This window comes from Pseudoalteromonas sp. S3776, assembly GCF_005886915.1.
Taxonomy (GTDB): domain Bacteria; phylum Pseudomonadota; class Gammaproteobacteria; order Enterobacterales; family Alteromonadaceae; genus Pseudoalteromonas.
The window spans coordinates 50,528-72,559 of record NZ_PNCU01000038.1; the positions used below are offsets into that span (position 1 = coordinate 50,528).

24 protein-coding genes are annotated in these 22,032 nt (G+C 40.8%); 15 read left to right on the top strand and 9 right to left on the bottom strand.

Annotated features, from left to right (window positions below; all coding sequences use genetic code 11):
* Nucleotides 1–50 precede the first annotated feature (50 nt).
* Nucleotides 51–1,067: a phosphoserine phosphatase SerB gene (gene serB / locus CWC16_RS14445; RefSeq protein ID WP_138542023.1), complete on the top strand. Its 1,017-nt coding sequence runs from the start codon at nt 51–53 to the stop codon at nt 1,065–1,067.
* Nucleotides 1,068–1,088: 21 nt separating this feature from the next.
* Here the strand turns inward: serB and CWC16_RS14450 are convergent, their stop codons facing one another.
* A complete protein-coding gene (locus tag CWC16_RS14450; protein ID WP_138542024.1) occupies nt 1,089–3,566 on the bottom strand; it encodes a PilZ domain-containing protein in 2,478 nt (825 codons plus the stop codon).
* A 357-nt stretch (nt 3,567–3,923) separates the two neighbouring features.
* On the opposite strand from CWC16_RS14450, the gene radA reads away from it, so the two are divergent.
* Together radA and CWC16_RS14460 are read left to right on the top strand one after the other, a co-directional pair.
* The gene (gene radA / locus CWC16_RS14455) at nt 3,924–5,309 is read left to right on the top strand and encodes a DNA repair protein RadA (RefSeq protein WP_138542025.1); all 1,386 of its coding nucleotides are present in this window, start codon (nt 3,924–3,926) and stop codon (nt 5,307–5,309) included.
* A 75-nt stretch (nt 5,310–5,384) separates the two neighbouring features.
* Nucleotides 5,385–6,317: an aq_1923 C-terminal domain gene (locus CWC16_RS14460; RefSeq protein WP_138542026.1), complete on the top strand. Its 933-nt coding sequence runs from the start codon at nt 5,385–5,387 to the stop codon at nt 6,315–6,317.
* An 88-nt stretch (nt 6,318–6,405) separates the two neighbouring features.
* Here CWC16_RS14460 and serA read toward each other — a convergent pair whose 3' ends face one another.
* The 5 genes from serA to metK all read right to left on the bottom strand — a co-directional run bounded on the left by serA (nt 6,406) and on the right by metK (nt 10,793).
* Complete coding sequence (gene serA / locus CWC16_RS14465) at nt 6,406–7,635, bottom strand: phosphoglycerate dehydrogenase (RefSeq protein WP_055016904.1); 1,230 nt, start codon at nt 7,633–7,635, stop codon at nt 6,406–6,408.
* Nucleotides 7,636–7,644: 9 nt separating this feature from the next.
* Nucleotides 7,645–8,298, bottom strand: coding sequence for a ribose-5-phosphate isomerase RpiA (gene rpiA / locus CWC16_RS14470; protein ID WP_055016905.1), 654 nt, complete (start codon nt 8,296–8,298; stop codon nt 7,645–7,647).
* A gap of 37 nt (nt 8,299–8,335) precedes the next feature.
* The gene (locus CWC16_RS14475) at nt 8,336–8,932 is read right to left on the bottom strand and encodes a 5-formyltetrahydrofolate cyclo-ligase (protein ID WP_138542027.1); all 597 of its coding nucleotides are present in this window, start codon (nt 8,930–8,932) and stop codon (nt 8,336–8,338) included.
* A 19-nt stretch (nt 8,933–8,951) separates the two neighbouring features.
* Nucleotides 8,952–9,494 carry a hypothetical protein gene (locus CWC16_RS14480; protein ID WP_055016907.1) on the bottom strand — a complete coding sequence of 181 codons (543 nt, stop codon included), beginning with the start codon at nt 9,492–9,494 and terminating at the stop codon, nt 8,952–8,954.
* 147 nt (nt 9,495–9,641) lie between these two features.
* Nucleotides 9,642–10,793, bottom strand: coding sequence for a methionine adenosyltransferase (metK, locus tag CWC16_RS14485; RefSeq protein WP_004586168.1), 1,152 nt, complete (start codon nt 10,791–10,793; stop codon nt 9,642–9,644).
* 304 nt (nt 10,794–11,097) lie between these two features.
* On the opposite strand from metK, the gene tkt reads away from it, so the two are divergent.
* The 10 genes from tkt to CWC16_RS14540 all read left to right on the top strand — a co-directional run bounded on the left by tkt (nt 11,098) and on the right by CWC16_RS14540 (nt 18,258).
* Nucleotides 11,098–13,089, top strand: a complete 1,992-nt coding sequence (gene tkt / locus CWC16_RS14490) for a transketolase (protein WP_055016909.1) — start codon at nt 11,098–11,100, stop codon at nt 13,087–13,089.
* 291 nt (nt 13,090–13,380) lie between these two features.
* Entirely contained in the window at nt 13,381–13,695 is a 315-nt protein-coding gene (gene ppnP / locus CWC16_RS14495; protein WP_138542028.1) for a pyrimidine/purine nucleoside phosphorylase, read from the top strand.
* A gap of 178 nt (nt 13,696–13,873) precedes the next feature.
* A complete protein-coding gene (gene hpf, locus CWC16_RS14500; RefSeq protein ID WP_024033129.1) occupies nt 13,874–14,230 on the top strand; it encodes a ribosome hibernation-promoting factor, HPF/YfiA family in 357 nt (118 codons plus the stop codon).
* Nucleotides 14,231–14,372: 142 nt separating this feature from the next.
* Nucleotides 14,373–15,605, top strand: coding sequence for an NRAMP family divalent metal transporter (locus CWC16_RS14505; RefSeq protein ID WP_138542029.1), 1,233 nt, complete (start codon nt 14,373–14,375; stop codon nt 15,603–15,605).
* A 179-nt stretch (nt 15,606–15,784) separates the two neighbouring features.
* Nucleotides 15,785–16,228: a hypothetical protein gene (locus CWC16_RS14515; RefSeq protein ID WP_138542031.1), complete on the top strand. Its 444-nt coding sequence runs from the start codon at nt 15,785–15,787 to the stop codon at nt 16,226–16,228.
* A gap of 64 nt (nt 16,229–16,292) precedes the next feature.
* The gene (locus CWC16_RS14520; protein ID WP_010387734.1) at nt 16,293–16,499 is read left to right on the top strand and encodes a hypothetical protein; all 207 of its coding nucleotides are present in this window, start codon (nt 16,293–16,295) and stop codon (nt 16,497–16,499) included.
* 22 nt (nt 16,500–16,521) lie between these two features.
* Nucleotides 16,522–16,977: a GNAT family N-acetyltransferase gene (locus tag CWC16_RS14525; protein WP_138542032.1), complete on the top strand. Its 456-nt coding sequence runs from the start codon at nt 16,522–16,524 to the stop codon at nt 16,975–16,977.
* A 78-nt stretch (nt 16,978–17,055) separates the two neighbouring features.
* Nucleotides 17,056–17,388 carry a type II toxin-antitoxin system RelE/ParE family toxin gene (locus CWC16_RS14530; RefSeq protein WP_138542033.1) on the top strand — a complete coding sequence of 111 codons (333 nt, stop codon included), beginning with the start codon at nt 17,056–17,058 and terminating at the stop codon, nt 17,386–17,388.
* A complete protein-coding gene (locus tag CWC16_RS14535; protein ID WP_138542034.1) occupies nt 17,375–17,689 on the top strand; it encodes a helix-turn-helix domain-containing protein in 315 nt (104 codons plus the stop codon). The genes CWC16_RS14530 and CWC16_RS14535 overlap by 14 nt, the downstream gene beginning before the upstream one ends.
* A 41-nt stretch (nt 17,690–17,730) precedes the next feature.
* A complete protein-coding gene (locus CWC16_RS14540) occupies nt 17,731–18,258 on the top strand; it encodes a hypothetical protein (RefSeq protein WP_138542035.1) in 528 nt (175 codons plus the stop codon).
* A gap of 174 nt (nt 18,259–18,432) precedes the next feature.
* Here the strand turns inward: CWC16_RS14540 and CWC16_RS14545 are convergent, their stop codons facing one another.
* From CWC16_RS14545 to CWC16_RS14555, 3 genes are read right to left on the bottom strand one after another with little or no spacing between them, the layout of a single operon-like run.
* A complete protein-coding gene (locus CWC16_RS14545) occupies nt 18,433–19,620 on the bottom strand; it encodes a vWA domain-containing protein (protein ID WP_138542036.1) in 1,188 nt (395 codons plus the stop codon).
* 1 nt (nt 19,621) lies between these two features.
* The gene (locus CWC16_RS14550; protein WP_138542037.1) at nt 19,622–20,470 is read right to left on the bottom strand and encodes an AAA family ATPase; all 849 of its coding nucleotides are present in this window, start codon (nt 20,468–20,470) and stop codon (nt 19,622–19,624) included.
* Between the two features lie 53 nt (nt 20,471–20,523).
* A complete protein-coding gene (locus CWC16_RS14555; protein ID WP_138542038.1) occupies nt 20,524–20,763 on the bottom strand; it encodes a DUF1653 domain-containing protein in 240 nt (79 codons plus the stop codon).
* A 60-nt stretch (nt 20,764–20,823) separates the two neighbouring features.
* On the opposite strand from CWC16_RS14555, the gene CWC16_RS14560 reads away from it, so the two are divergent.
* The gene (locus CWC16_RS14560) at nt 20,824–21,303 is read left to right on the top strand and encodes a DUF2947 domain-containing protein (protein WP_138542039.1); all 480 of its coding nucleotides are present in this window, start codon (nt 20,824–20,826) and stop codon (nt 21,301–21,303) included.
* 75 nt (nt 21,304–21,378) lie between these two features.
* Entirely contained in the window at nt 21,379–22,008 is a 630-nt protein-coding gene (locus CWC16_RS14565) for a hypothetical protein (RefSeq protein WP_138542040.1), read from the top strand.
* The last annotated feature ends 24 nt before the right edge of the window (nt 22,009–22,032 follow it).

Consider the following 22,032-nt stretch of genomic DNA (forward strand, 5'->3'; position numbering starts at 1 on the left):
TCTAAAAGATACGCAAAATTAAAAAAACAAATAACCAACACGGAGACCCCATGTCGCAAACGAACATGGCACAGCCAGCTGCTGAGCAAGCATTACACACTTTAACGCTAAACAAATGGTTTAATTATAATGATGGGCAGTTTACTACTGCTCAAACACAACCAGATAAAACCGTTGGGTTATTTAGTATTGCGTTTGCCGGCGATTTTGAACTAAAGCACGTAACTAGCATTATCGAATTTTTAAAAAAGCACGAATTCAATGTAACGGCTGTATGTCACTATCAACCCGACTTAGGGTTAGCCCCGGCTTTGTGTTTTTATAGCCCAGAGGCAGAGCAAAAAATTAATCCGCTTGTGCTAGGGGAGTTTGCAAATTCGCTTGATTGTCAGATAGTGCAAGTTGCCACACCGCCAAACTTATATGAACCAGGCTTATTGATTATGGATATGGACTCCACCGCCATCACCATAGAATGCATTGATGAAATTGCGCGTTTAGCAGATGTATATGACGATGTGGCTTCTGTGACCGCGCTTGCAATGGCTGGAAAGTTAGATTTTAGCGAAAGTTTAAATCAACGTGTAGCAAAGCTAGCTGGCATAGAGCAAAGCTTAATAGATGAGTTAAAAAATACTTTACCATTAATGCCAGGTATTAAAGCCTTATGCCAAATATTAAAGCAGCATAATTGGTATCTTGCTATCGCATCAGGCGGGTTTGTACCCTTTGCAGAGCGTGTGCAACAGCTTATTAATTTAGATGAAGTACATGCTAATGTGCTTGAGTTTGCAAACGACAAGCTCACAGGTAAGGTCTCTGGTACTATAGTTGATGCGCAGCAAAAAGCGGTTGTTTTAGAAACACTGCAACAAAAGTTGGGCTTAGCAAATACGCAAACGGTAGCCATTGGCGATGGTGCAAACGATTTGTTAATGATGGAAAAAGCAGGGTTAGGCGTTGCCGTACATGGTAAACCAAAAGTGGTGGAGCAAGCTCAAGCAGCTATATGTAAGGGGTCGTTATTACAGTTACTGTACATGCTGGCAATTCCTTTAAATAAATAACCACAGCATAAGTTAAACCGCTTAGCGCAAGCGGTTTAACCACAACAGTTTTCTTCGGCCCATTTGGGCTACTTGCTTTTGATCTAATTGTAAATGGCTAAGGGCTTCGTCGGTTATATCTACAATATCACCCACGCCAGATACTGCCCATAGCGCTTCTTCTATATCCTTTGCTTTGTGCATTGCATATTGGCTTACATACTTTAGCTCATTTGATAGATAGTCTGTATCTGGGCGCCCAGTACGCGATAAATATAAGCGCATTACAAATACCAGTTCAGATTTAACGCCTGCACTAATTTGCTCGCTAAAGCTTGAATAGTTTTCACCTAGTACGCATTGGCTTGTGACAGCCTTTTCAATAGTCTCCTGCTTAGGGTCAAAATTAATCACAAGAGTAAACGGTAAAGGCGGGTCTTGTCGGCTACGGTCTTTGATGCTTGGGGTGATCACATCAATAATTTGTTGTTGCGTTAAAATATGGCTCAGATCAGTTTTGTTATTTAATAAGCCAAAATTTTGTAAAATAACGTGGATAGGGCTGGCATATAAACCAAAACCTATGGCACCTGGAATAAAGTGGCTTGCTTCTTTATGTAAATAAAGCGGGAGTTGGCACACACTTTTGGTCACCATATTTCTCAGTGCAGTAGAAAGGCCTTCTATTTTCGGGGCTTCTTCAGATACTTTTAGTTTATCTTTATTACTTTCAATTAATTGGGTAAAAAAGTTAACACCTGCATGTGGTAAGTCAGCCACTCTGTTCGCTTTTAAATTAATGGTTGTTAATGACTTACTAATTGCCATTACTTCGTATTTAAGCTCACTTAAGTTATGTTTTTTAGTTATTTTTTGTAAATCGGGGAAAGATAGTAAAACAATATCACCCTTTTTAAAGCTAACCGGTACGGATGACTCTAATTGCAAACCCATCACCGAAAAATCTCGAGAATGAGCCTGATATTGCTTACCCTCAAACGTAAGTAATGCGGGGGTTTTATATAAGTAGCGTTTATGAGAGCGCAAATTTACATACTCTAACGCAACAATATCTAAATAAGGTGGTTTGTTATGCTTAGCATGGCCAAAATGCTTAAGTTGGTTCACTATCGCCTTATCAAACGGTAATTTTTTATAATTTGCTTGTTCTTCGCTATTGCCAATGGCAGTTAAAACCGCAATGTATTTCACATCTTTTATAAGGCCTGACACACGTGGCGACGGCGGTTTATTTAGCTTTTCTATGTTTTTACCCGCCGAGTTTGGTAGCGATAACGGAATAAACGAATCATCAGGGTGGCTTGGCATAACTTGTAGCTTAAAACATTGCCAACTATCTTTTTGACTGCCGAATCCTAAAAATAGATTTTTTAATTTAGGGTTGTTATTAAGCTCTGTACGCGTGGCTGAGTAGTAATAGATTTTTCCCGCAGACACATGTGTAAACGTATATAGATACTCTTCTTTTACGGCGGTTACTTGGCTAAGCATTTGACTAATGCGTTGGTTATTCAAAACGCTATATAAGCAGGGCACTTTTCTTTCATCAGTAAAATAGCGCTGAATAAAAATGTTATTTTCAGTTGTCAGGCTCAAACTTGGGACTATATGGTCGCCTTTTTTACTTAAAAATACGTATAAAGAGGTAACACGGGGGATATAATATTGCTCATAACCTTTAGAAACAACTGCATCAAGGGTGTTATCTAAATTCACTTTATAGCGGCGTTTATTGCCGTTTATAAAGCTATCTAAAAACTCATCAAACTTTTCATTTTTTTCTATATAAGTGCGCTTTAAACGAATGTGGTTATATTCACGAGATATGTTTTCAACTGCCACGACTTCATATTGAATGCCGTTTTTAAGGCCTAACTCAAAATCTTGTTCAAGCCCAACCAGGCGCATGGCAATGAGTTGCCCTTTTTTAATAACTTGCCGAGTAGAAAGTTTAATTTTACAGCCACTTAAAGAAATGTCTGACGTGCTAGCGGCAATATTTTTATGATCATTGTACTCAATTTTAACTTTAATTGAGTAGTTCATCCGCTCTTCAGAGCGACTTTCGTATGAGGCAAATTTTATTACGCTGGTAGTTAGGGTATCGTTTTCGGCTTGCGCATCACTTTGCTCTTGCGCTTGCTTTTGCAGTACGCGATGGTTGTTTTCGGTATTCATTACTGCTTCGTATACTGCTAACGTATAGCCGCCGTGTTGCTTAAGGGCTGCTTCAAAAACCTCTATGGCAGTATCATCCATAAAATGTTGTTTGCCATTATGCTCATATGGGCGCACTTGCCCGGTAACTAAGCCCCGTAGGTCTACAAAGCGGGCTACTGGCTGAGATAGGCGCGACATTTCCATTTTCATCAAAAATTGCTCAGGCTTTGTTAAACCGGCCGTTTTAGATTTGAAAATTTGGTCGAACTTCGCGTTACCTAAATAGGTTTTTAACTCATTTACGAGACTTTCGTGTTTGAGCAGTATGTCTTCAGCCATTTATAAATCGTCACCGTCTAATTGAAAAGTAGGTATACTGTAAAGTCCATTTATTTGAAAATTCAATAAACGTAACATCGCACCACAGTGTTGATATAGGTACGGTTTTTCGTATAAGTACAGTTTAACTCTTGTTATTATGTGTCAAATGCCAAATTGTTGGCAAGTTACTTCAAAGCATATAAAAGCAATAAGTATGCCCTAAATTAGGGCAAAATAAAAAGTAGTATGTGTTTGTATTTAAAGTAGAAACAAACTACGTGTAACGAATGTTACACTGTAAGCACATTGCTTCAATGGTAATATCTATTCTTAATAGTAAACGCTCAAATTAAACAATAGTAGGTAAGGTTATAAATGGCTAAAGCGGCAAAAGTAGAATTTGTTTGTACAGAATGTGGTATGAACTATCAACGTTGGCAAGGTCAGTGTCGCTGTGGTGCATGGAACACGTTGGCAGAATTTAAACCCTCAGCAGGACAAAGTAAAAAAGCGGCTGCGCGAGCAACGGTAGGTGGCTATGCAGGTGGTATTGGCGGCGGCTCTAAAAAAATTGACGATGTAGCCACCACAGAAGCCGAAAAGCAACTAACCGAAATAGGTGAACTTGACCGTGTACTAAGCGGCGGGGTAACCACAGGCTCGGTTAATATTATTTCGGGCGACCCTGGGGCGGGTAAAACAACGCTATTATCTGACTTAGTAGCCAGAATGTCGCAGCGTATGCCATCGCTTTATTGTACAGCTGAGGAGTCGCTGTCGCAGTTTAGAAACCGTGTAAACAGACTAAAGCTTAATTACAACGCCGAGGAACTCTATTTACTTTCCGAAACCAGCGTAGAAACCATTATTGAAGAGCTTGATAAAAATAAAATTAAGTTTGCTGTTATCGACTCTATTCAAGCGGTTGTAACCGATACAGCGAATGGTAGCCCCGGTTCGCCTTCGCAAGTAAAAAGTGCTGCGCAAGCGCTTACCCAGTATTGTAAGCAAAACGATGTCACCATGTTTATTATTGCCCATGTAAATAAAAACAACGAAATTGCAGGGCCGCAAACATTAGTACATATAGTGGATGCTTTATTGCATATTGACACGAATGATGGACAGGTACGTACGCTTAGAGCTAATAAAAACCGTTTTGGTGATATTGATACCGTAGGTATTTTTAAAATGTGCGAGCGAGGCATGTTGAGTGTAGATAACCCAAGCGAGATTTTTTTATCGGGTTCAAGTACTGAATCACCAGGCTCTACCATTACGTGTATTCGAAAAGGTAACCGTAACTTATTGCTCGAAATACAATGTTTAACTACCGAAACCGAAGCTGAATTCCCACAGCGAGTATGTGTAGGTTTAAACATGAACCGAATAAAAATGCTTACTGGTATTTTACGTAAACACACCAAAACCAAAATATTCCACGATACGTTTTTTAATATTGTGGGCGGCTTACGAATTGATGAAACCGAAACCTGTATTGATTTAGCGTTAGTGACTGCGCTTTTAAGTAGCTTAAACGAATTTGTAGTACCGCGTACAACCTGCATTATGGGTGAACTTAGCTTAAACGGCGACGTACGCCCAATCGACAGTGGTGTGCCGCGAGTCAAAGAGGCGGCGCAGCATGGTTTTACCGAAATATTTATTCCATTTCGTAATTACCATAAATCTATGGAAGGCTTAGGCGCTAAAATTACGCCTGTAAAAACAGTGCATGAGCTACTTAGTTTAATTAATTAACGCTTACAGGGATTGCCATGCAATGTTACTCTTGAGCTAATATAACTTATACAAAGAACAGAATAAGGAAATAACATGAAAAAACTCGTAATAGCCATAGCCATTGTTGCAGCAGGTGTTGGTGGTATTAGCTACGCAAACTATGTAGCAACTCAAGAAGTACGTACTGAAGTAGATAAGCAGCTAGCTTTAGTGAGCGATCAAACCGGTGCAACATTTAAATATGCGGGTTTATCGGCAAGTGTTATTTCTAAAAGTGTTGAAATTACTAACATGGAAGTAATAAGCCCTGAAGGTGAAAACGTAGCGCATATTCAAAGTATTGAAGTAACCGGTTACGAAACCGATAAAATATCGCCACATACATCGTTTACAGTAAAAAGCTTCCAGTTCGATAAAGACTTTGTAGCAAAACTACCTGCTGATACAAACGAAATGCTTGCTTCAGCAAGTTACGACTTAAGCTCATCGCTTGATTACGATGAGCAATCTGGCGACAGCGACGTAGTTTTAAAGCTCGATGCAAAAGATATTGCTAGTTTTAATATGGATGTAGGCCTTGCCAATGCTAAAGCATTAATGGACGCGTCCCTTGCTATAAGCAAAGCGCAGCAAGAAGCAGGGGACACGCCACTTACTTACGAGCAAGAGTTACAACAGCAAACCTTAGTGATGCAAGCTATGAGCAAGCTTGAGCCTCGTAATATTAATTTAGTACTTAATAACCAAGGTAAATTAAAAGAGCTGTTTGTGAGTGAGCTTGAAAAACAAGGTATGACGCTTGAGCAAATGCAAATGACGCTACAGCAACAATTGCAGCAAGCTCCCGTAACTGAAGAAATAGCACAGGCGCTGACTGATTTTGCCAAAGGCTTAAACTCTTTAAGCATATCGGCAAAATTGCCTGAAGGTAAAACCATGATGGAAGTAAACCAGCAAATAATGATGTTAGCAGGCCAGCCAGAAGAGCTAGTTAAATTCGTTAATTTAGAAGTTAAAGGCGAATAATAGCGAATAGCTATCAGCTGCCAGTTTAATGCAAAAAAGCCGTACTTGATTAATCAAGTACGGCTTTTTTATTTTAGCTGATAGCTAATTAGTGAAGAATACGCGCTCTAATTGTACCTTCTACTGCACTTAGCTCTTTAAGCGCAACTTCTGATTGATCGGTATCTACGTCAATAACTACATAACCAATTGATTCATCAGTTTGTAAGTACTGAGCGGCAATGTTAATACCGTGCTGGGCAAATGCTTGGTTAATTTGCGTAAGTACACCTGGGCGGTTGTGGTGTACATGCAATAAGCGGCTACGGTTAGCAAGCTCTGGCAGCGAAACCTCAGGGAAGTTAACAGCCGTAATAGTTGAGCCATTATCTGAGTATTTAGCTAATTTACCGGCTACTTCAATACCAATGTTTTCTTGCGCTTCTTGGGTTGAACCACCAATGTGCGGCGTTAATATAACGTTGTCGAATTCGCGCAGTGGCGATACAAATTCTTCTTCGTTAGATTTTGGCTCAACAGGGAATACATCAATAGCAGCGCCGCTTAGTTTTTTCTCGCTAAGCGCTTCTGCTAGTGCATCAATATCTACCACAGTACCGCGTGAAGCGTTGATTAAAATAGAACCTTGCTTCATTACGGCAAGCTCAGCAGTGCCAATCAGGTTTTTAGTTTGCGGTGTTTCTGGTACGTGTAAACTAATAATATCAGCGCGCTGTAAAAGCTGTGTTAGGTTATGAATTTGCGTGGCATTACCTAAAGATAGCTTATCTTCAATATCGTAATATTCTACGGTCATACCAATGTTTTCAGCCATAATACCAAGCTGCGTACCAATGTGGCCGTAGCCAATAATCCCGAGTGTTTTACCGCGAGCTTCAAATGAGCCGGTTGCCGTTTTTAACCAGCCGCCACGGTGCGCTGCTGCATTACGCTGTGGAATACCACGTAATAACAAGAGTATTTCGCCAAGTACCAGCTCAGCGACAGAGCGCGTGTTTGAAAACGGTGCGTTAAATACCGCAATACCGCGCTCGCGCGCTGCGTTTAAGTCAACTTGGTTAGTACCAATACAAAAGCAGCCAATGGCTACTAGCTTTTCAGCTGAGTCTAAAACGGCTTGATTAATATGAGTACGAGAACGAAGCCCTACAAAGTGCACATCTTTAATACGCTCTTTAAGTTCGTCCTCAGGTAGCGATGTTTTTACGTAATCGATGTTGCTGTAACCATTACGTTTAAGCGTTTCTACAGCGCTTTGGTGAACACCTTCAAGCAAGAGAATTTTAATTTTGTCTTTTGCTAACGATACCTTACTCATAACCTCATCCTATTTAATTTGTGGCCCATTTTTAGTGCCGATAATTACTTTATCAGCACCGCGCATCGCAAATAGGCCGTTGGTAACTACGCCAACAATTGAATTAATTTGTGTTTCAAGTTGTTTGGCATTACTAATACTTAAATTGTGTACATCTAAAATAACGTTACCGTTATCGGTTACTACGCCTTGGCGGTAAACAGGGTCGCCACCAAGTTTTAATAATTCACGCGCTACGTAGCTGCGTGCCATGGGTATAACTTCTACCGGAAGTGGGAAGTCGCCCAATGTATCTACTAATTTTGTGTCATCAACAATACACACAAACTGTTTTGCAACGGCTGCGACTATTTTTTCGCGGGTAAGTGCTGCGCCGCCGCCTTTGATCATTTCGTTATGGGCATTAATTTCATCTGCGCCATCTACATAAACATCAAGCGCATCTACATCGTTTAGCTCAAACACTTCAATACCTAATGCTTGTAGGCGCGCTGTTGAAGCCTCAGAGCTAGATACCGCCCCCGTTATGGTGTCTTTTACTGTGCCTAGGGCATCAATAAAATGATTTACGGTAGAGCCTGTGCCTACACCAACAATGGTGTTTTCTTTTACAAACTCGAGTGCAGCCCACGCAGCTGCTTTTTTTAATTCGTCTTGCGTCATTGTCATGCTCATGTTTCAAATGTGTAGTGGGTGTATATTACCAGTGATAAATTTTATCAGGAGTAATAATGGTTTTAAGTGGAACATCCCACGATTCAATTGGCAGTGCATCTACTTTTTGGCAGCTGTGTGCTAGGCCAATAAGTTGCGGTTTTTGCCAATTGTATGCGTGTAATTGCGCCAGTGTTTTATCGTAAAATCCACCCCCCATTCCTAATCGGTTACCTTGATTATCAAATGCAACAAGTGGCATCAGTAAGTAATCTAAATCAGTTAATGGGCATATTTGAGAGCAGTTCAGCTTAGGCTCCAAGATACCATAGCGATTTGCCCTCATGGGTGAGTTTTTTTCATAGCGTTGAAATAGCAACGTAGCCCCATTAAACGGGTGTATAACGGGTAAGTAAAGAGTATGGTCTTGTCGCCATAACTCGTTAATTAACAACGATGTATCTAATTCTCCATCGTTACTAAAGTAAATGGCTATCTGTTTTTTCGAGGCTGTTTTCTCGCTATTTAGCTGTTGAGTAAAATTCAACTTTAGCTGTGCAGCGGCTTTTTCTTGCTGCTTTTTTGATAAATTATTGCGTAATTGGCGAATAGATTGGCGTATGTGTGTACGTTTATTGCTCATTGTAATTACGCACCTTCGATTAAATAGACACTAAATCAGGAAAAGCTAAGTAAACAGCAAGCACAATTAGTAGTAAAACGGCGGTGGCAATCAGTGAATATAACAAAATATTGCTACGCGCTTTAACAGGTTCATCAAGTTGCTCGTCAAGCATTAGATCATCTTCTTGCCACTCATCGCTTTCGTCTGCAGGGCTTTTTAGCTCATTGGTTGGAAGCCTTTGTTCTAGCTCTTCTAGCTTTTCTTCTAGGCGGATCAGGCTGCTTGTTATGTAATCGAGGGCATCAAAAATCCGTTCATCACGCTGACTAGCTGCACTAGGGTTTTGAGGAGGCTGCTCACCTGTGGCTTGTAACTTACTTTTAATGCCTAAACTTGCGAGTAATTTGGCTTGCTTTAGGGCTTTGTCTTTATTGCTTGGTGCAAAGAGTGTCTTGCCGTTAAAAAACTGTGTTACTTTATCTTCAGACGTTTTTAGTTTATTTGCTAAATTAACGCAGGCAGTTTTAGTTTCAGTGCCCTCAGCTAGCCCTACAAACATAACGCGAAAATTATTGGCCATTTACTTATCCCTTAAGCTTTTATTATGCAAAGAGTATATACCTAAAACAGCAAGTAATTCGAGGGCTCGCTAAAACTCATTATTAACTTTTGTTTTAGATATAAAAACGGCCCTTAAAAGGGCCGTTTTTAATTAATGTGTTTTGGCTTAAAGGCCTGCAGCTGCGCGAAGTGCGTCTGCTTTATCTGTACGTTCCCATGGGAATTCGTCACGACCAAAGTGACCGTATGCCGCTGTTGGTTGGTAAATTGGGCGCTCTAAATCAAGCATTTGAATTAAGCCATAAGGGCGTAGGTCAAAGTGCTCGCGAATAAGCTCGATTAAGCGACCTTCTTCAAGCTTGCTTGTACCAAAGGTTTCAACGCTGATAGAGGTAGGCTCTGCAACACCAATTGCGTAAGATACTTGCAGCTCACACTTATCAGCAAGGCCTGCAGCCACTACGTTTTTAGCTACGTAGCGTGCAGCATATGCTGCTGAACGGTCAACTTTTGATGGATCTTTACCAGAGAAAGCACCACCACCGTGACGTGCCATACCACCGTATGTATCTACAATGATTTTACGACCTGTTAAACCACAGTCGCCCATAGGTCCGCCAATTACAAAACGACCCGTTGGGTTAATGAAAAATTTAGTCGCGCTTGTAATAAGCTCGGCAGGAAGTACCGGCTTAATAATGGTTTCCATCACGGCTTCTACTAAATCATTTTGCGAGATTTCTTCAGCGTGCTGAGTAGAAAGTACAACTGCATCAATACCTACTGGCTTGCCGTTTTCGTATGCAAACGTTACTTGCGATTTTGCATCTGGGCGTAACCAATTAAGCTCGCCGCTTTTACGTACTTGGGCTTGGCGCTGTACTAAACGGTGTGAGTAAGTAATTGGCGCAGGCATCAGTACTTCTGTTTCGTTACATGCGTAACCAAACATTAGGCCTTGGTCGCCAGCACCTTGTTCTTCTGGGCTAGTACGGTCAACACCTTGGTTAATATCAGGAGACTGCTTACCAATAGTGTTTAAAATAGCACACGAGTCTGCATCGAAACCCATGTCTGAATGCGTGTAGCCAATTTCACGTACTGTTTTACGTGTGATTTCTTCAATATCAACCCATGCGCTAGTCGTGATTTCACCACCAACCATAACCATACCGGTTTTTACGTAAGTTTCGCACGCAACACGGGCATGAGAGTCTTGCTCTAGGATAGCATCAAGTACCGCATCAGAGATTTGATCGGCGATTTTATCCGGATGACCTTCAGAAACAGATTCAGAAGTAAATAAATGTTTTGCCATTGTATTTCTGCTCACAAATATTGCGCTTCACAAACGTCGGTATTAGCGCTAAAAAATTAAGGGGCGTATTTTATCTAAAACGAAACTGCTTGCATAGTGTTTTTACGCCTAGACGTCTAAATAAAATGAGTAATCACTTTTTGGTCTTAAAAAATATTCATAATAGCCCATTTTTATGGGGTTTTTAATTGCACACAGCACCCACATTAAGTAAGAATGGTTGCTATAACAGCTCTTAAGTTACTTAAGGGTATAAACGAGCACATTAGTACCCGCGCAAATACACATAAAGGTAGGAGAATTCATGCCATCTCGCAAAGAACTTGCAAATGCTATTCGCGTCTTGTCAATGGACGCAGTACAAAAGGCCAAATCTGGTCACCCTGGAGCCCCTATGGGCATGGCCGATATCGCAGAAGTATTATGGCGCGATTATCTAAAGCATAATCCAACTAATCCAGAGTGGGCTGACCGTGACAGATTTATTCTTTCAAACGGCCACGGTTCAATGCTTATTTATTCTCTGCTGCACCTAAGTGGTTACGACTTACCAATTGATGAAATTAAAAACTTCCGTCAAATGCATTCAAAAACACCTGGCCACCCAGAGTACGGTTACGCGCCAGGTATCGAAACCACTACGGGCCCATTAGGTCAGGGGATCACAAACGCGGTTGGTATGGCACTTGCTGAAAAAGCATTGGCTGCACAATTTAACCGTGAAGGTCACGACATTGTTGATCATTACACCTATGCATTTATGGGTGATGGTTGTTTAATGGAAGGTATTTCTCATGAAGCATGTTCACTTGCGGGCACCTTAGGCCTAGGCAAGTTAGTTGCTTTTTGGGATGACAATGGCATTTCAATCGATGGTGAAGTAGAAGGTTGGTTTAGCGACGATACACCAGCACGTTTTAAAGCGTATGGCTGGCACGTAATTAGTGGCGTAGATGGCCACGATAGCGACGCAATCAGTGCTGCAATAGCTGAAGCTAAAAGTGTTACCGATAAACCAACGCTTATTTGTTGTAAAACAGTGATTGGTTATGGCTCGCCTAACAAGTCGGGTAGCCACGATTGTCACGGCGCACCTTTAGGTGATGACGAAATTACAGCATCTCGCGAATTTTTAGGTTGGACTGGCGAGGCATTTGAAATTCCTGAAGATATTTACGCACAGTGGGATGGAAAAGCTAAAGGGCAAGAACTTGAATCAAGCTGGGACGAAAAGTTTGCAGCGTACGCAGATGCGTACCCAGAGCTAGCAGCAGAATTTAAACGTCGTACAGCTGGCGATTTACCTGCTGATTGGGCACAAAAATCACAAGAGTACATAGAGCAGTTACAAGCAAACCCTGCAAATCCAGCATCGCGTAAAGCATCACAAAATGCATTAAACGCCTTTGGCCCAATTTTACCAGAATTCATGGGTGGCTCAGCCGACTTAGCTGGCTCAAACTTAACAATTTGGGATGGCTCTAAAGGATTAACTGCAGACGATGCAAGTGGTAACTACGTTTATTACGGTGTACGTGAGTTTGGTATGTCGGCAATTATGAACGGTATTGCCCTTCACAAAGGCTTTATTCCTTACGGTGCTACTTTCTTAATGTTTATGGAATATGCGCGTAACGCTGTACGTATGGCTGCACTAATGAAGCAACCAAGCATTTTTGTATACACACATGATTCAATCGGTTTAGGTGAAGACGGTCCAACTCACCAACCGGTAGAGCAAATTGCTAGCATGCGTTTAACGCCAAACTTATACAACTGGCGCCCGTGTGACCAAGTTGAGTCGGCAATTGCATGGCAACAAGCTATTGAGCGTAAAGATGGCCCTACATCACTTATCTTTACTCGCCAAGGCCTTGAGCAACAATCGCGTGACGCTCAACAATTAGCAGATGTTAAAAAGGGCGGGTACATCCTTAGCTGTGACGGCAACCCTGAGCTAATTATTATTGCTACTGGTTCTGAGGTACAACTAGCGCAAGACTCAGCAAAAGAACTACGCAGCCAAGGTAAAAAGGTACGTGTTGTCTCTATGCCGTGTACTGATGCGTTTGAAGATCAAAGCGCCGAATACAAAGAAAGCGTACTACCTTCAGCCGTTACACGCCGCTTAGCAGTAGAAGCAGGTATTGCTGATTACTGGTACAAGTACGTAGGTTTAAATGGTGCGGTAGTTGGTATGACGACCTTTGGTGAGTCTGCACCAGCAAATGAGCTGTTTGAGTTCTTTGGCTTTACAGTAGAAAACATTGTGAATAAAGCAAACGCCTTGTTTTAATCAATTGATTTAATATTTTAAAGCCCGCCCTGTGTAAATCAGGGCGGGCTTTTTTGTTTGATCAAATATGAAGAGGTGCTGCTATAAACGCAAGCATGCCTAACGCCTGCTCAGGAAATACAGATTCAGCTTTTGGCTATGCCTGCCCGCGTAAAAAGCGCAGCGACTAATACTTAAAAACACCGCTTTAAAACCGCGAATGAGTAACTTTCAATGTACTTTTCTTGCAAGGCTAAGGCCTATCAGGCAAGGTGGTGGCCGATTAAATAAAATAATACAACAGGAGTGAGGATGTCTCAGTTTGAAAATGTAAGCGTAATTAAAAAAGCGAACGTGTATTTTGACGGAAAAGTATCAAGCCGTACCGTGGTGTTTAATGATGGAACAACCAAAACGCTAGGTTTTATGCAACCGGGCGAATTTGTATTTGATACCAGTAAAAAAGAATTAATGGAGCTTTTAGGTGGCCAGTGGGATATTTTATTACCAGGCGAGAGTGAGTGGAAAACATTTACCGCGGGCGAATCATTTAACGTTGATGCCAATGTTAGCTTTAAAGTAAAAGTAAGTGAGTTTGCTGACTATTGCTGTTCGTATACAGACTAAACGCTTAAGGCTAGACGTCTAAAAGCCCATAGTTTATGGGCTTTGCATAAACTTTGCACAACGTATGATTTAAATCAGTTTGAGTAACAAATTAATTTTAAAAAACAGTGCTTTTTCCTTGTGTTAATCTAAATAGCCCCCAATACTATTTATGAGGTAACAAATAAAAGGATACCCTATGAAAATTAATCTTTCTGGTCACCATGTAGACGTTACTAACTCTATTAGAGAGCATATCAACGAAAAGTTTTCAAAAATCGAGAGCCACTTTCCATCACTTATTGCACTCGACATTATATTGTCTAAAGAGCATCACAAAATCCAAGCAGAAATTAGCACAAATTACGAAGGTGCGCGTATATCGGTAAAAGGGGAAAATGAAGTTATGTACCCAGCGATTGCCAGCGCAGCTAAAAAACTCGATGCAGCACTAAAACATCGAAAAGGGCAAATAAAAGCAAATTTACACGAAAAGCCTGTAAGCACAACGCCAGAAATAGCGCATGAGATCATCCAAGAGATGGAACTAAAATAACCTTTAGTCCCAAAGTACTATAAAAAAGAGCCTTATGGCTCTTTTTTATTGCCTTGATTTTAGGTAAGTTGTTCTCTCTTTATGTTTTTTAATTATAAAACTTAATCTTTTGTATATATAACACACACATATTGAGAAATTAATGCAGCACACACACACTTCTTGGAAATCTCGATTGGGCGCCTTGGGCCCTGGTATCTTAATGGCAACCGCCGCAATAGGTGGCTCCCATTTGGTTGCATCCACTCAAGCTGGCGCATTATTTGGCTGGCAACTATTTTGGCTTATATTGGCGGTTAACGTATTAAAATACCCATTTTTCCGTTTTGGTATGGAATACACATTAGTAACTAAAAACAGCTTAGTAGAAGGCTATAAAAATAAAGGCCCTGTCTATTTTTATAGTTTTATAGGGCTAAACATACTTGCTGCCATAGTAAATACTGCTGGTGTATTGCTGCTCACAGCAAGTTTACTGCATTATGCATTGCCTGTAGTGATAGAGGTAACCCTGCTGTGTTGGATATTGCTCGGTATATGCTTAGCTATATTATTGTTAGGGCACTTTAAAGCGCTCGACAGCGTTGCTAAAGGCATTATGGGGCTATTAACGCTTGCTACTGTTATTGCGCTGGTTATTGCGTTTGGTAATGGCCCAATGGCGCCCGCTGACTATGTGGGTCCTTCACCATACGAGCTGGCTATGCTGAGCTTTATGGTCGCGTTAATGGGCTGGATGCCGGCACCAATAGAAATATCAGCGCTTAGCTCGCTATGGCTTAAAGAAAAACAAGCTCAGCAAACAGTGACTAAAAGCCAAGGTTTATTCGATTTTAACGTAGGGTATTGGTTAACAGCGTGCTTAGCATTAGTATTTTTTAGCTTAGGAGTGCTGGTGCAATACGGACAAAGCAGCAATATAGAGCTTGGCGGTGTAGCCTTTGCTAAGCAGCTTATTGATATGTACGCACTGACTATTGGTGAGTGGGCAAGGCCGCTTGTATCAGCTATTGCTTTTTTATGTATGTTTGGCACAACACTTACTGTACTTGATGGTTACGCACGTACACTTAACGAGTCACATAAATTACTTGGTTTTAAGCAATCTAAGCACAGTTTAAATAGTTGGCTTGTACTGCAAGCACTAGCTGGCATGGCCGTTATTTTATTTTTTAAATCGGCCCTTGGCCCCATGCTTACCTTTGCCATGACACTAGCCTTTGTAACCACCCCCGTTTTTGCATGGCTTAACTTCAGCCTTGTACGCTCAGAGCCCACCATTAAACACAGTGTGTTACTACGCAGCTTAACGTGGCTAGGGTTAGTGTATTTAGTGGGTTTTGCTGTTGCGTTTGTGGTGTGGAAGCTGATGTGATTTTATATTCGAGGTTCGAGGTTCGAGGTTCGAGGTTCGAGGTTCGAGGTTCGAGATTCGAGGCTCGAGGTGAAAGGTACAAATCAAACAACCTCTGCATAAATACCGGCTAGTGTGGATCGCAATAGCCTGCGGAGGGCGAGAATTGGCCTGTCAAAAGTAATAGCTAGGTGAAAAAGATGATCATACTTAAAAGCCAAGTATTTAAGACAATCCCTAAGTCTGCAGAACAGAGCTGTATCTTTTTAAATAATACGCAAACAGATAAAGTTGTTGATGGTACTTATTTGGAGCTTTGCATTAAAGCAGGTTGTAAATACCTTGTCTTTATGACGGATGACACTCCTTACGAGGATATGCTTCATATCCATCTCTTAAATGAGCACCTTGATATTGTTGATTCAGCTACGATTGGCAGCATGTATTCAATGGGATCTTTTAGAAATTATAATATTCAAAACTCGAACACGTTAACTTTTCATTTTATTGGCGATACTAAATGGAAAATAGAAATACTAGATAGTAAGGAGTTCTTATTTCCTCTTATTTCTTCACTTAAAGGGGTTTCAAGAAAGAATATTTTTTATCAATATATTAAAATTTACAGCAATCCTTCGTTATAAACCTTGTAACTTTAAATTGTCCTAGGTAATCATTATTTTATGTTTAATCTACAAGGAGGAAACTATGATATTTAATATGCTCATTACAGACAACTTCGCATCATTTTATGATGAGGATAAAGAAGTACATATTTTTATTGATAGTTTTGATAATCAAAGGTTTGAGATGCGAATAGGGGACTTAGAACACTCGAAATCAGTCGGTAGCGTTTTAGCTTCTAGTAATGATGAGTTAAATATAAAGTTATTAGCGCTTTATATTAAATATTAATACACGAAAAAATGAGCTGTAAATGGAAATAAAAACAGGCGAGCTTTCAAACCCACACGTCATAAAACTATTACAAACGCATCATAACGATATGCTAAAGCACTCACCTGTTGAGAGTGTACATGCACTTGATGTGAGTAAACTGACTCACCCCAACATAACATTTTATAGCTTATGGATTGATAATAATTTAGCGGGTGTAGGTGCATTAAAAGCGTTCAATACCACTCATGGCGAAATTAAATCAATGCGTACATCAAGTAACTATTTGCGCCAAGGCATAGCGGCTAAGCTACTTACGCATATTATTGAGCAGGCAACACTGCGAGGTTACAAAAAGCTAAGTTTAGAAACTGGAACAGCAGAGGCATTTGTACCCGCACAAAAGCTTTACACTCAATTTGGTTTTAAAGAGTGTGAACCGTTTGGTGATTATGAGCTAGATCCGTACAGCTTATTTATGAGTAAAGTGCTTTAGCTAGAGTAAGAGATACCTGCTGCTACTCGTTTAAAATATTTAATTGAATTTATACGCTATTTACGTATACTTTGGTGTATGAAAAGCCTATTTGTTGAATCAAGCATATTCGAAAAGTACCGAGAGCAGTACTTGAGTGATGACGATTATCGTTTATTTCAAGCAGATCTCATGGTTAATCCAAAACAGGGCGATGTGATTCAAGGAACAGGCGGCTTACGTAAAGTACGAGTTGCGAGCAAAGGAAAAGGTAAGCGTGGCGGTTCAAGAGTTATATATTATTACTTGGACGACAAAAGACGTTTTTATCTACTCACTATTTACAGTAAAAACGAAGTAATCGATTTAACAGCTAATCAGAAAAAGTATTTAAAAGAGTTCTTAGAGGTATGGCGCGATGAGCAAACGTGATTTATTTTCAGAATTAACTACAGCACTTGATGATGCCAAAGCGCATTCACAAGGAAAACTTACGTTACGTACTCATACGGTAAATGATATTAACGATCTTGCTATCTCACCCGATGAAATAGTGAATATTCGAGAAACATTTAATATGTCGCGTGGTGTCTTTGCTAACATTTTACATACTTCAGCAAGAACGCTTGAAAACTGGGAGCAAGGACGCAGCGCTCCTAATGGGCAAGCGATAACATTGCTAAAGCTAGTGCAGCGTCATCCTGAGACATTGAATCATATAGCTGAGTTGTAGGCCTCTCGCTACTCTTTTTTCTATCATTCTAAGGGACTAAAATGAATGACACTAACTTTATAATACGTGTGCTAAAGTGGGCAACACTACAAGAAGAGTTTACTTTCCAGCAGCTATGTAAAGCTGTCCTGCTAAGTGAAAAAGAGCAGGAGCAGTTAAAACTGTTAATTCATGATAAATCACTTTTGTTTCACTCACACACATCATTCTATAGTTCGGTAGCCAGACCTGGGTCGGATATTAAATTATTTGCAAGTGCAGAAGATCACTTTAGATTTTTAGAGTATGTAGAGCTTAATGAAGCTAGGGAATCAGCAAAAGATGCAAATAGAAAAGCTTTATTTGCGATTTGGATAGCTATTTTATCTACGGTCGTATCGATTTTTCTATCTATACAGTCAATTGAATCGGATTTAAATATACCGGATAAGCTATATTCAACCATAAATAAAACAAATAAAAGTGTTATGGGAGAGCTCTCCGAAATTAAGAATGATAATCACGAGCTAAAGAAAAAGTTAATCTCGAATTCTGTTTGTTTAATTAATTCTGACCCTACCTATAAATAATGCGGTGCATCGGATTGTTTCTGGTACATCGATCATTTTGTTGGATGGCGTGGCTTCGCCACTTATTCGACCTACGTCAAAGGTAGGTTGGTTAAGCCGAAGGCGCCACCCAACAAAGTTATAGGTTCACGCCCGAAGCTCTGCTGCTAGCGCTGAGCCGAGGTAAATTAATATTTAACTCAGCTCTTTTATCGCGCTACTTATACCATCTAAACTCAGCGGGTACATTCTGTTACTCATCAGCTGCTTTATAAAATCAATTGATTGATAGTACGGCCAATGTTCAACGGGTTGTGGGTTGAGCCAGGCAACTTTATCAAAGTGGTTGGTGATTCGTGATAACCAGGCACTGCCGGGCTCTTCGTTGTAATGCTCTACCGAGCCGCCTGGGTAGGCAATTTCGTACGGGCCCATAGTGGCATCACCGACAAATATCACTTTATAGTCGCTGGTAAATTTATTAATCAGCGTCATGGTGTCGATGATGTTTGAATGGCGGCGCGCGTTGTCTTGCCAAACGTGCTCGTATAAACAGTTATGAAAGTAGTAAAACTCTAAATGTTTAAACTCGCTGTGGGCGGCGCTAAATAGCTCTTCACAGGTATGAATGTAGTCATCCATTGAGCCGCCAATATCAAATAGCATTAATACTTTAACGGCATTGTGGCGCTCGGGTGCCATTTTTACATCCAGCATGCCGCCTTGTTTGGCAGTAGCGCGAATGGTCTCGTTTAAATCAAGGGTGTCACTTGCGCCAGTGCGGGCAAATTTACGTAGTTTTTTAAGGGCGAGTTTTATTGTATGTGAGCCAATTTCTCTGTCAGAGTCTAAATTACGGTATTCGCGTTTATCCCACACTTTTACCGCTTGGCGATTACGGTTGCCGTCTTGCCCTATACGCACGCCCTCAGGATTATACCCATACGCTCCAAAAGGTGATGTACCACCAGTGCCCACCCATTTATTGCCACCTGCGTGGCGTTTTTGTTGCTCTTGTAAGCGCTCTTTTAAGGTTTTCATAAGCTCGTCGAGCCCACCCATGGCTTTTAGTTGGGCTTTTTCTTCATCACTTAGGTGTTTTTCAAACTCTTTACGCAACCAGTCTTTAGGTAAGTTGTGCTGTTGCTTTAAACTCTCGAGCAAATCAAGGTCGGCAATGCCGCTAAAATAGTCGCTAAAGGCTTTGTCAAACCTGTCAAAATGGGTTTCGTCTTTTACCATTATGGTGCGGGCTAAATGGTAAAAGCCATCTACATCGGCAAATATAACGCCTTTTTTTAAGGCGTTAATTAAATCGAGTAGTTCGCGCAGGCTTACCGGTAAGCGGTATTCACGCAGTTTGAAAAAAAACTGTACTAGCATGTTAGCGACGGCTCATAAACGCTAGTTTTTCGATTAGGCTTATGTCTTGCTCGTTCTTAAGTAAAGCGCCAAACATTGGCATTAAGCCGCCTTTTTGGGTTTTGTCGTGCAGCGTTTTAGCGTCTATATCTTCGGCCATTAAAAGCTTTAACCAATCGAGTAACTCACTGGTAGAGGGCTTCTTTTTAAGGCCGTTGGCTTCACGTAAGTTAAAAAATACTTCGAGTGCTTGGCGAACTAAATCTTGTTTAACGTTAGGGTAGTGCACATCAACGATTTGCTGCATTTCGTCACTACTAGGAAAATCAATATAATGAAAAAAGCAGCGGCGTAAAAAGGCATCTGGCAATTCTTTTTCATTGTTTGAAGTGATGATCACAATTGGGCGCTCTTTCGCTACAATGCGCTCGTTGGTTTCGTAAACATGAAACTCCATTTTATCAAGTTCAAGCAGTAAATCGTTTGGAAACTCGATATCGGCTTTGTCTATTTCATCAATTAAAAGTACAGGGCGTTTGCCGTTAAGCTCGGCATAGTTAAACGCTTGCCACAATTTACCTTTTACAATGTAGTTGCCAATGTTGTGTACGCGTTCGTCACCTAATTGGCTGTCGCGCAGGCGCGATACGGCATCGTATTCGTATAAACCTTGTTGCGCTTTAGTGGTCGATTTTATGTGCCATTGAATAAGTTCGGTATCTAAGCTTTTTGCAAGCTCCTCAGCCAGCATGGTTTTACCCGTGCCTGGTTCACCTTTAATTAAGAGTGGTTTTTCGAGCATAATGGCGGCATTTACAGCCTGTTTTAGTGAGCTGCTTGCGATGTAATTGTCGGTAGAATTAAATTGCACGGGTTACCCTTATCTGGTCTGAGCAGTATTAAATGTGGTTTATAATGCCATAGTTAATCTGCAGGTCCAAGGTATGCAAAACGAGGTATGGTTTCGCCATCTTTTTCAACGGCTTCTAAAAACATACTTAGTGGGCGTGCCCACATGCCGTACTCGCCATACAGGGCTTGGTATATAACTAGTTGCTCGTCGGTTTCACTGTGTGTAGCTACGTAAAATACTTTGTATTGCGGCCCTTTGTAGTGCTGATATATGCCAGGTTTGAGGGAAAGCGGTTTTATTGCTGTAGTCATGTTTTGATCTCTTGTATAATTGCGTTTGCTTTTTATTATGCCAAAGAATACACCAACATTATGAATTATATTTCTCTCGATGATCACAAAAAGGCCTGGGTTTTTCGTCATAAAGACCTCCCTGTATCTGATGAAGACGCTGCGCGTATAAAACCTATGACCAGCGAACGTGCTGCGGTGCTTTGGAGCACTATGGTGAGTCGCGAGTTCGACCACCCCGATTTTTTTGATAAAACCGATTGGTGCGGTAAAGAAGAAAGTTTTAGCGATGAAGTAAACTGGGAAGACGCCTGGGAAAATGGCGACGAAAGCTTACCACAAGCCATATTGGATCATTTAGATTGGCAGGCTAATACCACGGTTTATTTTTGTATGGCGCGCGATAACGTTATCGAAACCACTTTTGATGTATTTAAACGCAATTGGCAAAACTTTATGTTTTTAGCCGATGGCAGTTTATTAATTGGTAAAAAGCGCAATACCGTGGTGCAATTTTTAGAAAGCGGCATTGCTAAGTTAGGTGAAAAACCAAGCGCTTAAATTGTAGTGTGTGCTTAAAAAATAATCGTTGGTGTGCTATAAAACAGCTACCTATTCGTTTTTTGAGTATAACTATTGGTCGCGAAGAATCAGCCACTTGCAGCTCAGCAGCAAGAAATATGGCAAAGTGATGCGCAAAAGGTGTTGTATGCACAATTGTGTAATGCGTTTTATCAGCGTGAGGTGCAGCGCCTAGTTGCTGAGCCTAATGCCGATAAACTTCGTCGCCAATTAAAAAGTTTACCGTATTACATAGAGCGTGCGGCCACATTGGTTGCCAATGGGAGTTCGCCGTTTACGCTCGACTCACAAAATGGCTCCTGGCTTGAAAAACAAAAGCCAACACCGCCAAAGGTTAATGCTCAGGCAAATGAACTTTTTTATAAAGAATATGCCAAAGTGGGGCTAATAGTGCCGGTGTTATTAAATAGCCATGACCAAGTGAGGCTAAGAATAGACAGCATAGATCAAGTAAGCGACAATAAACTGCATTGCAACGAACTAGGTTGGTTCGATTTTTTTGGCAAGGGTTTAGAGCATGCAAATGCGCAGTTGGTAAAACCCAGTAAAATGAGTTTAACAGCCGCGTGTTGTGGGCATCAGTGGCAATTTTCAAAACGCTGCGCACCTAGGCTACTTTCACTGAGAGAAATGCTATTAGCGGGTAATATTAATTGGCGTAATATAAAACGCCCACAAGCCTAATTTTATTTAAAAACGAATAGGGAG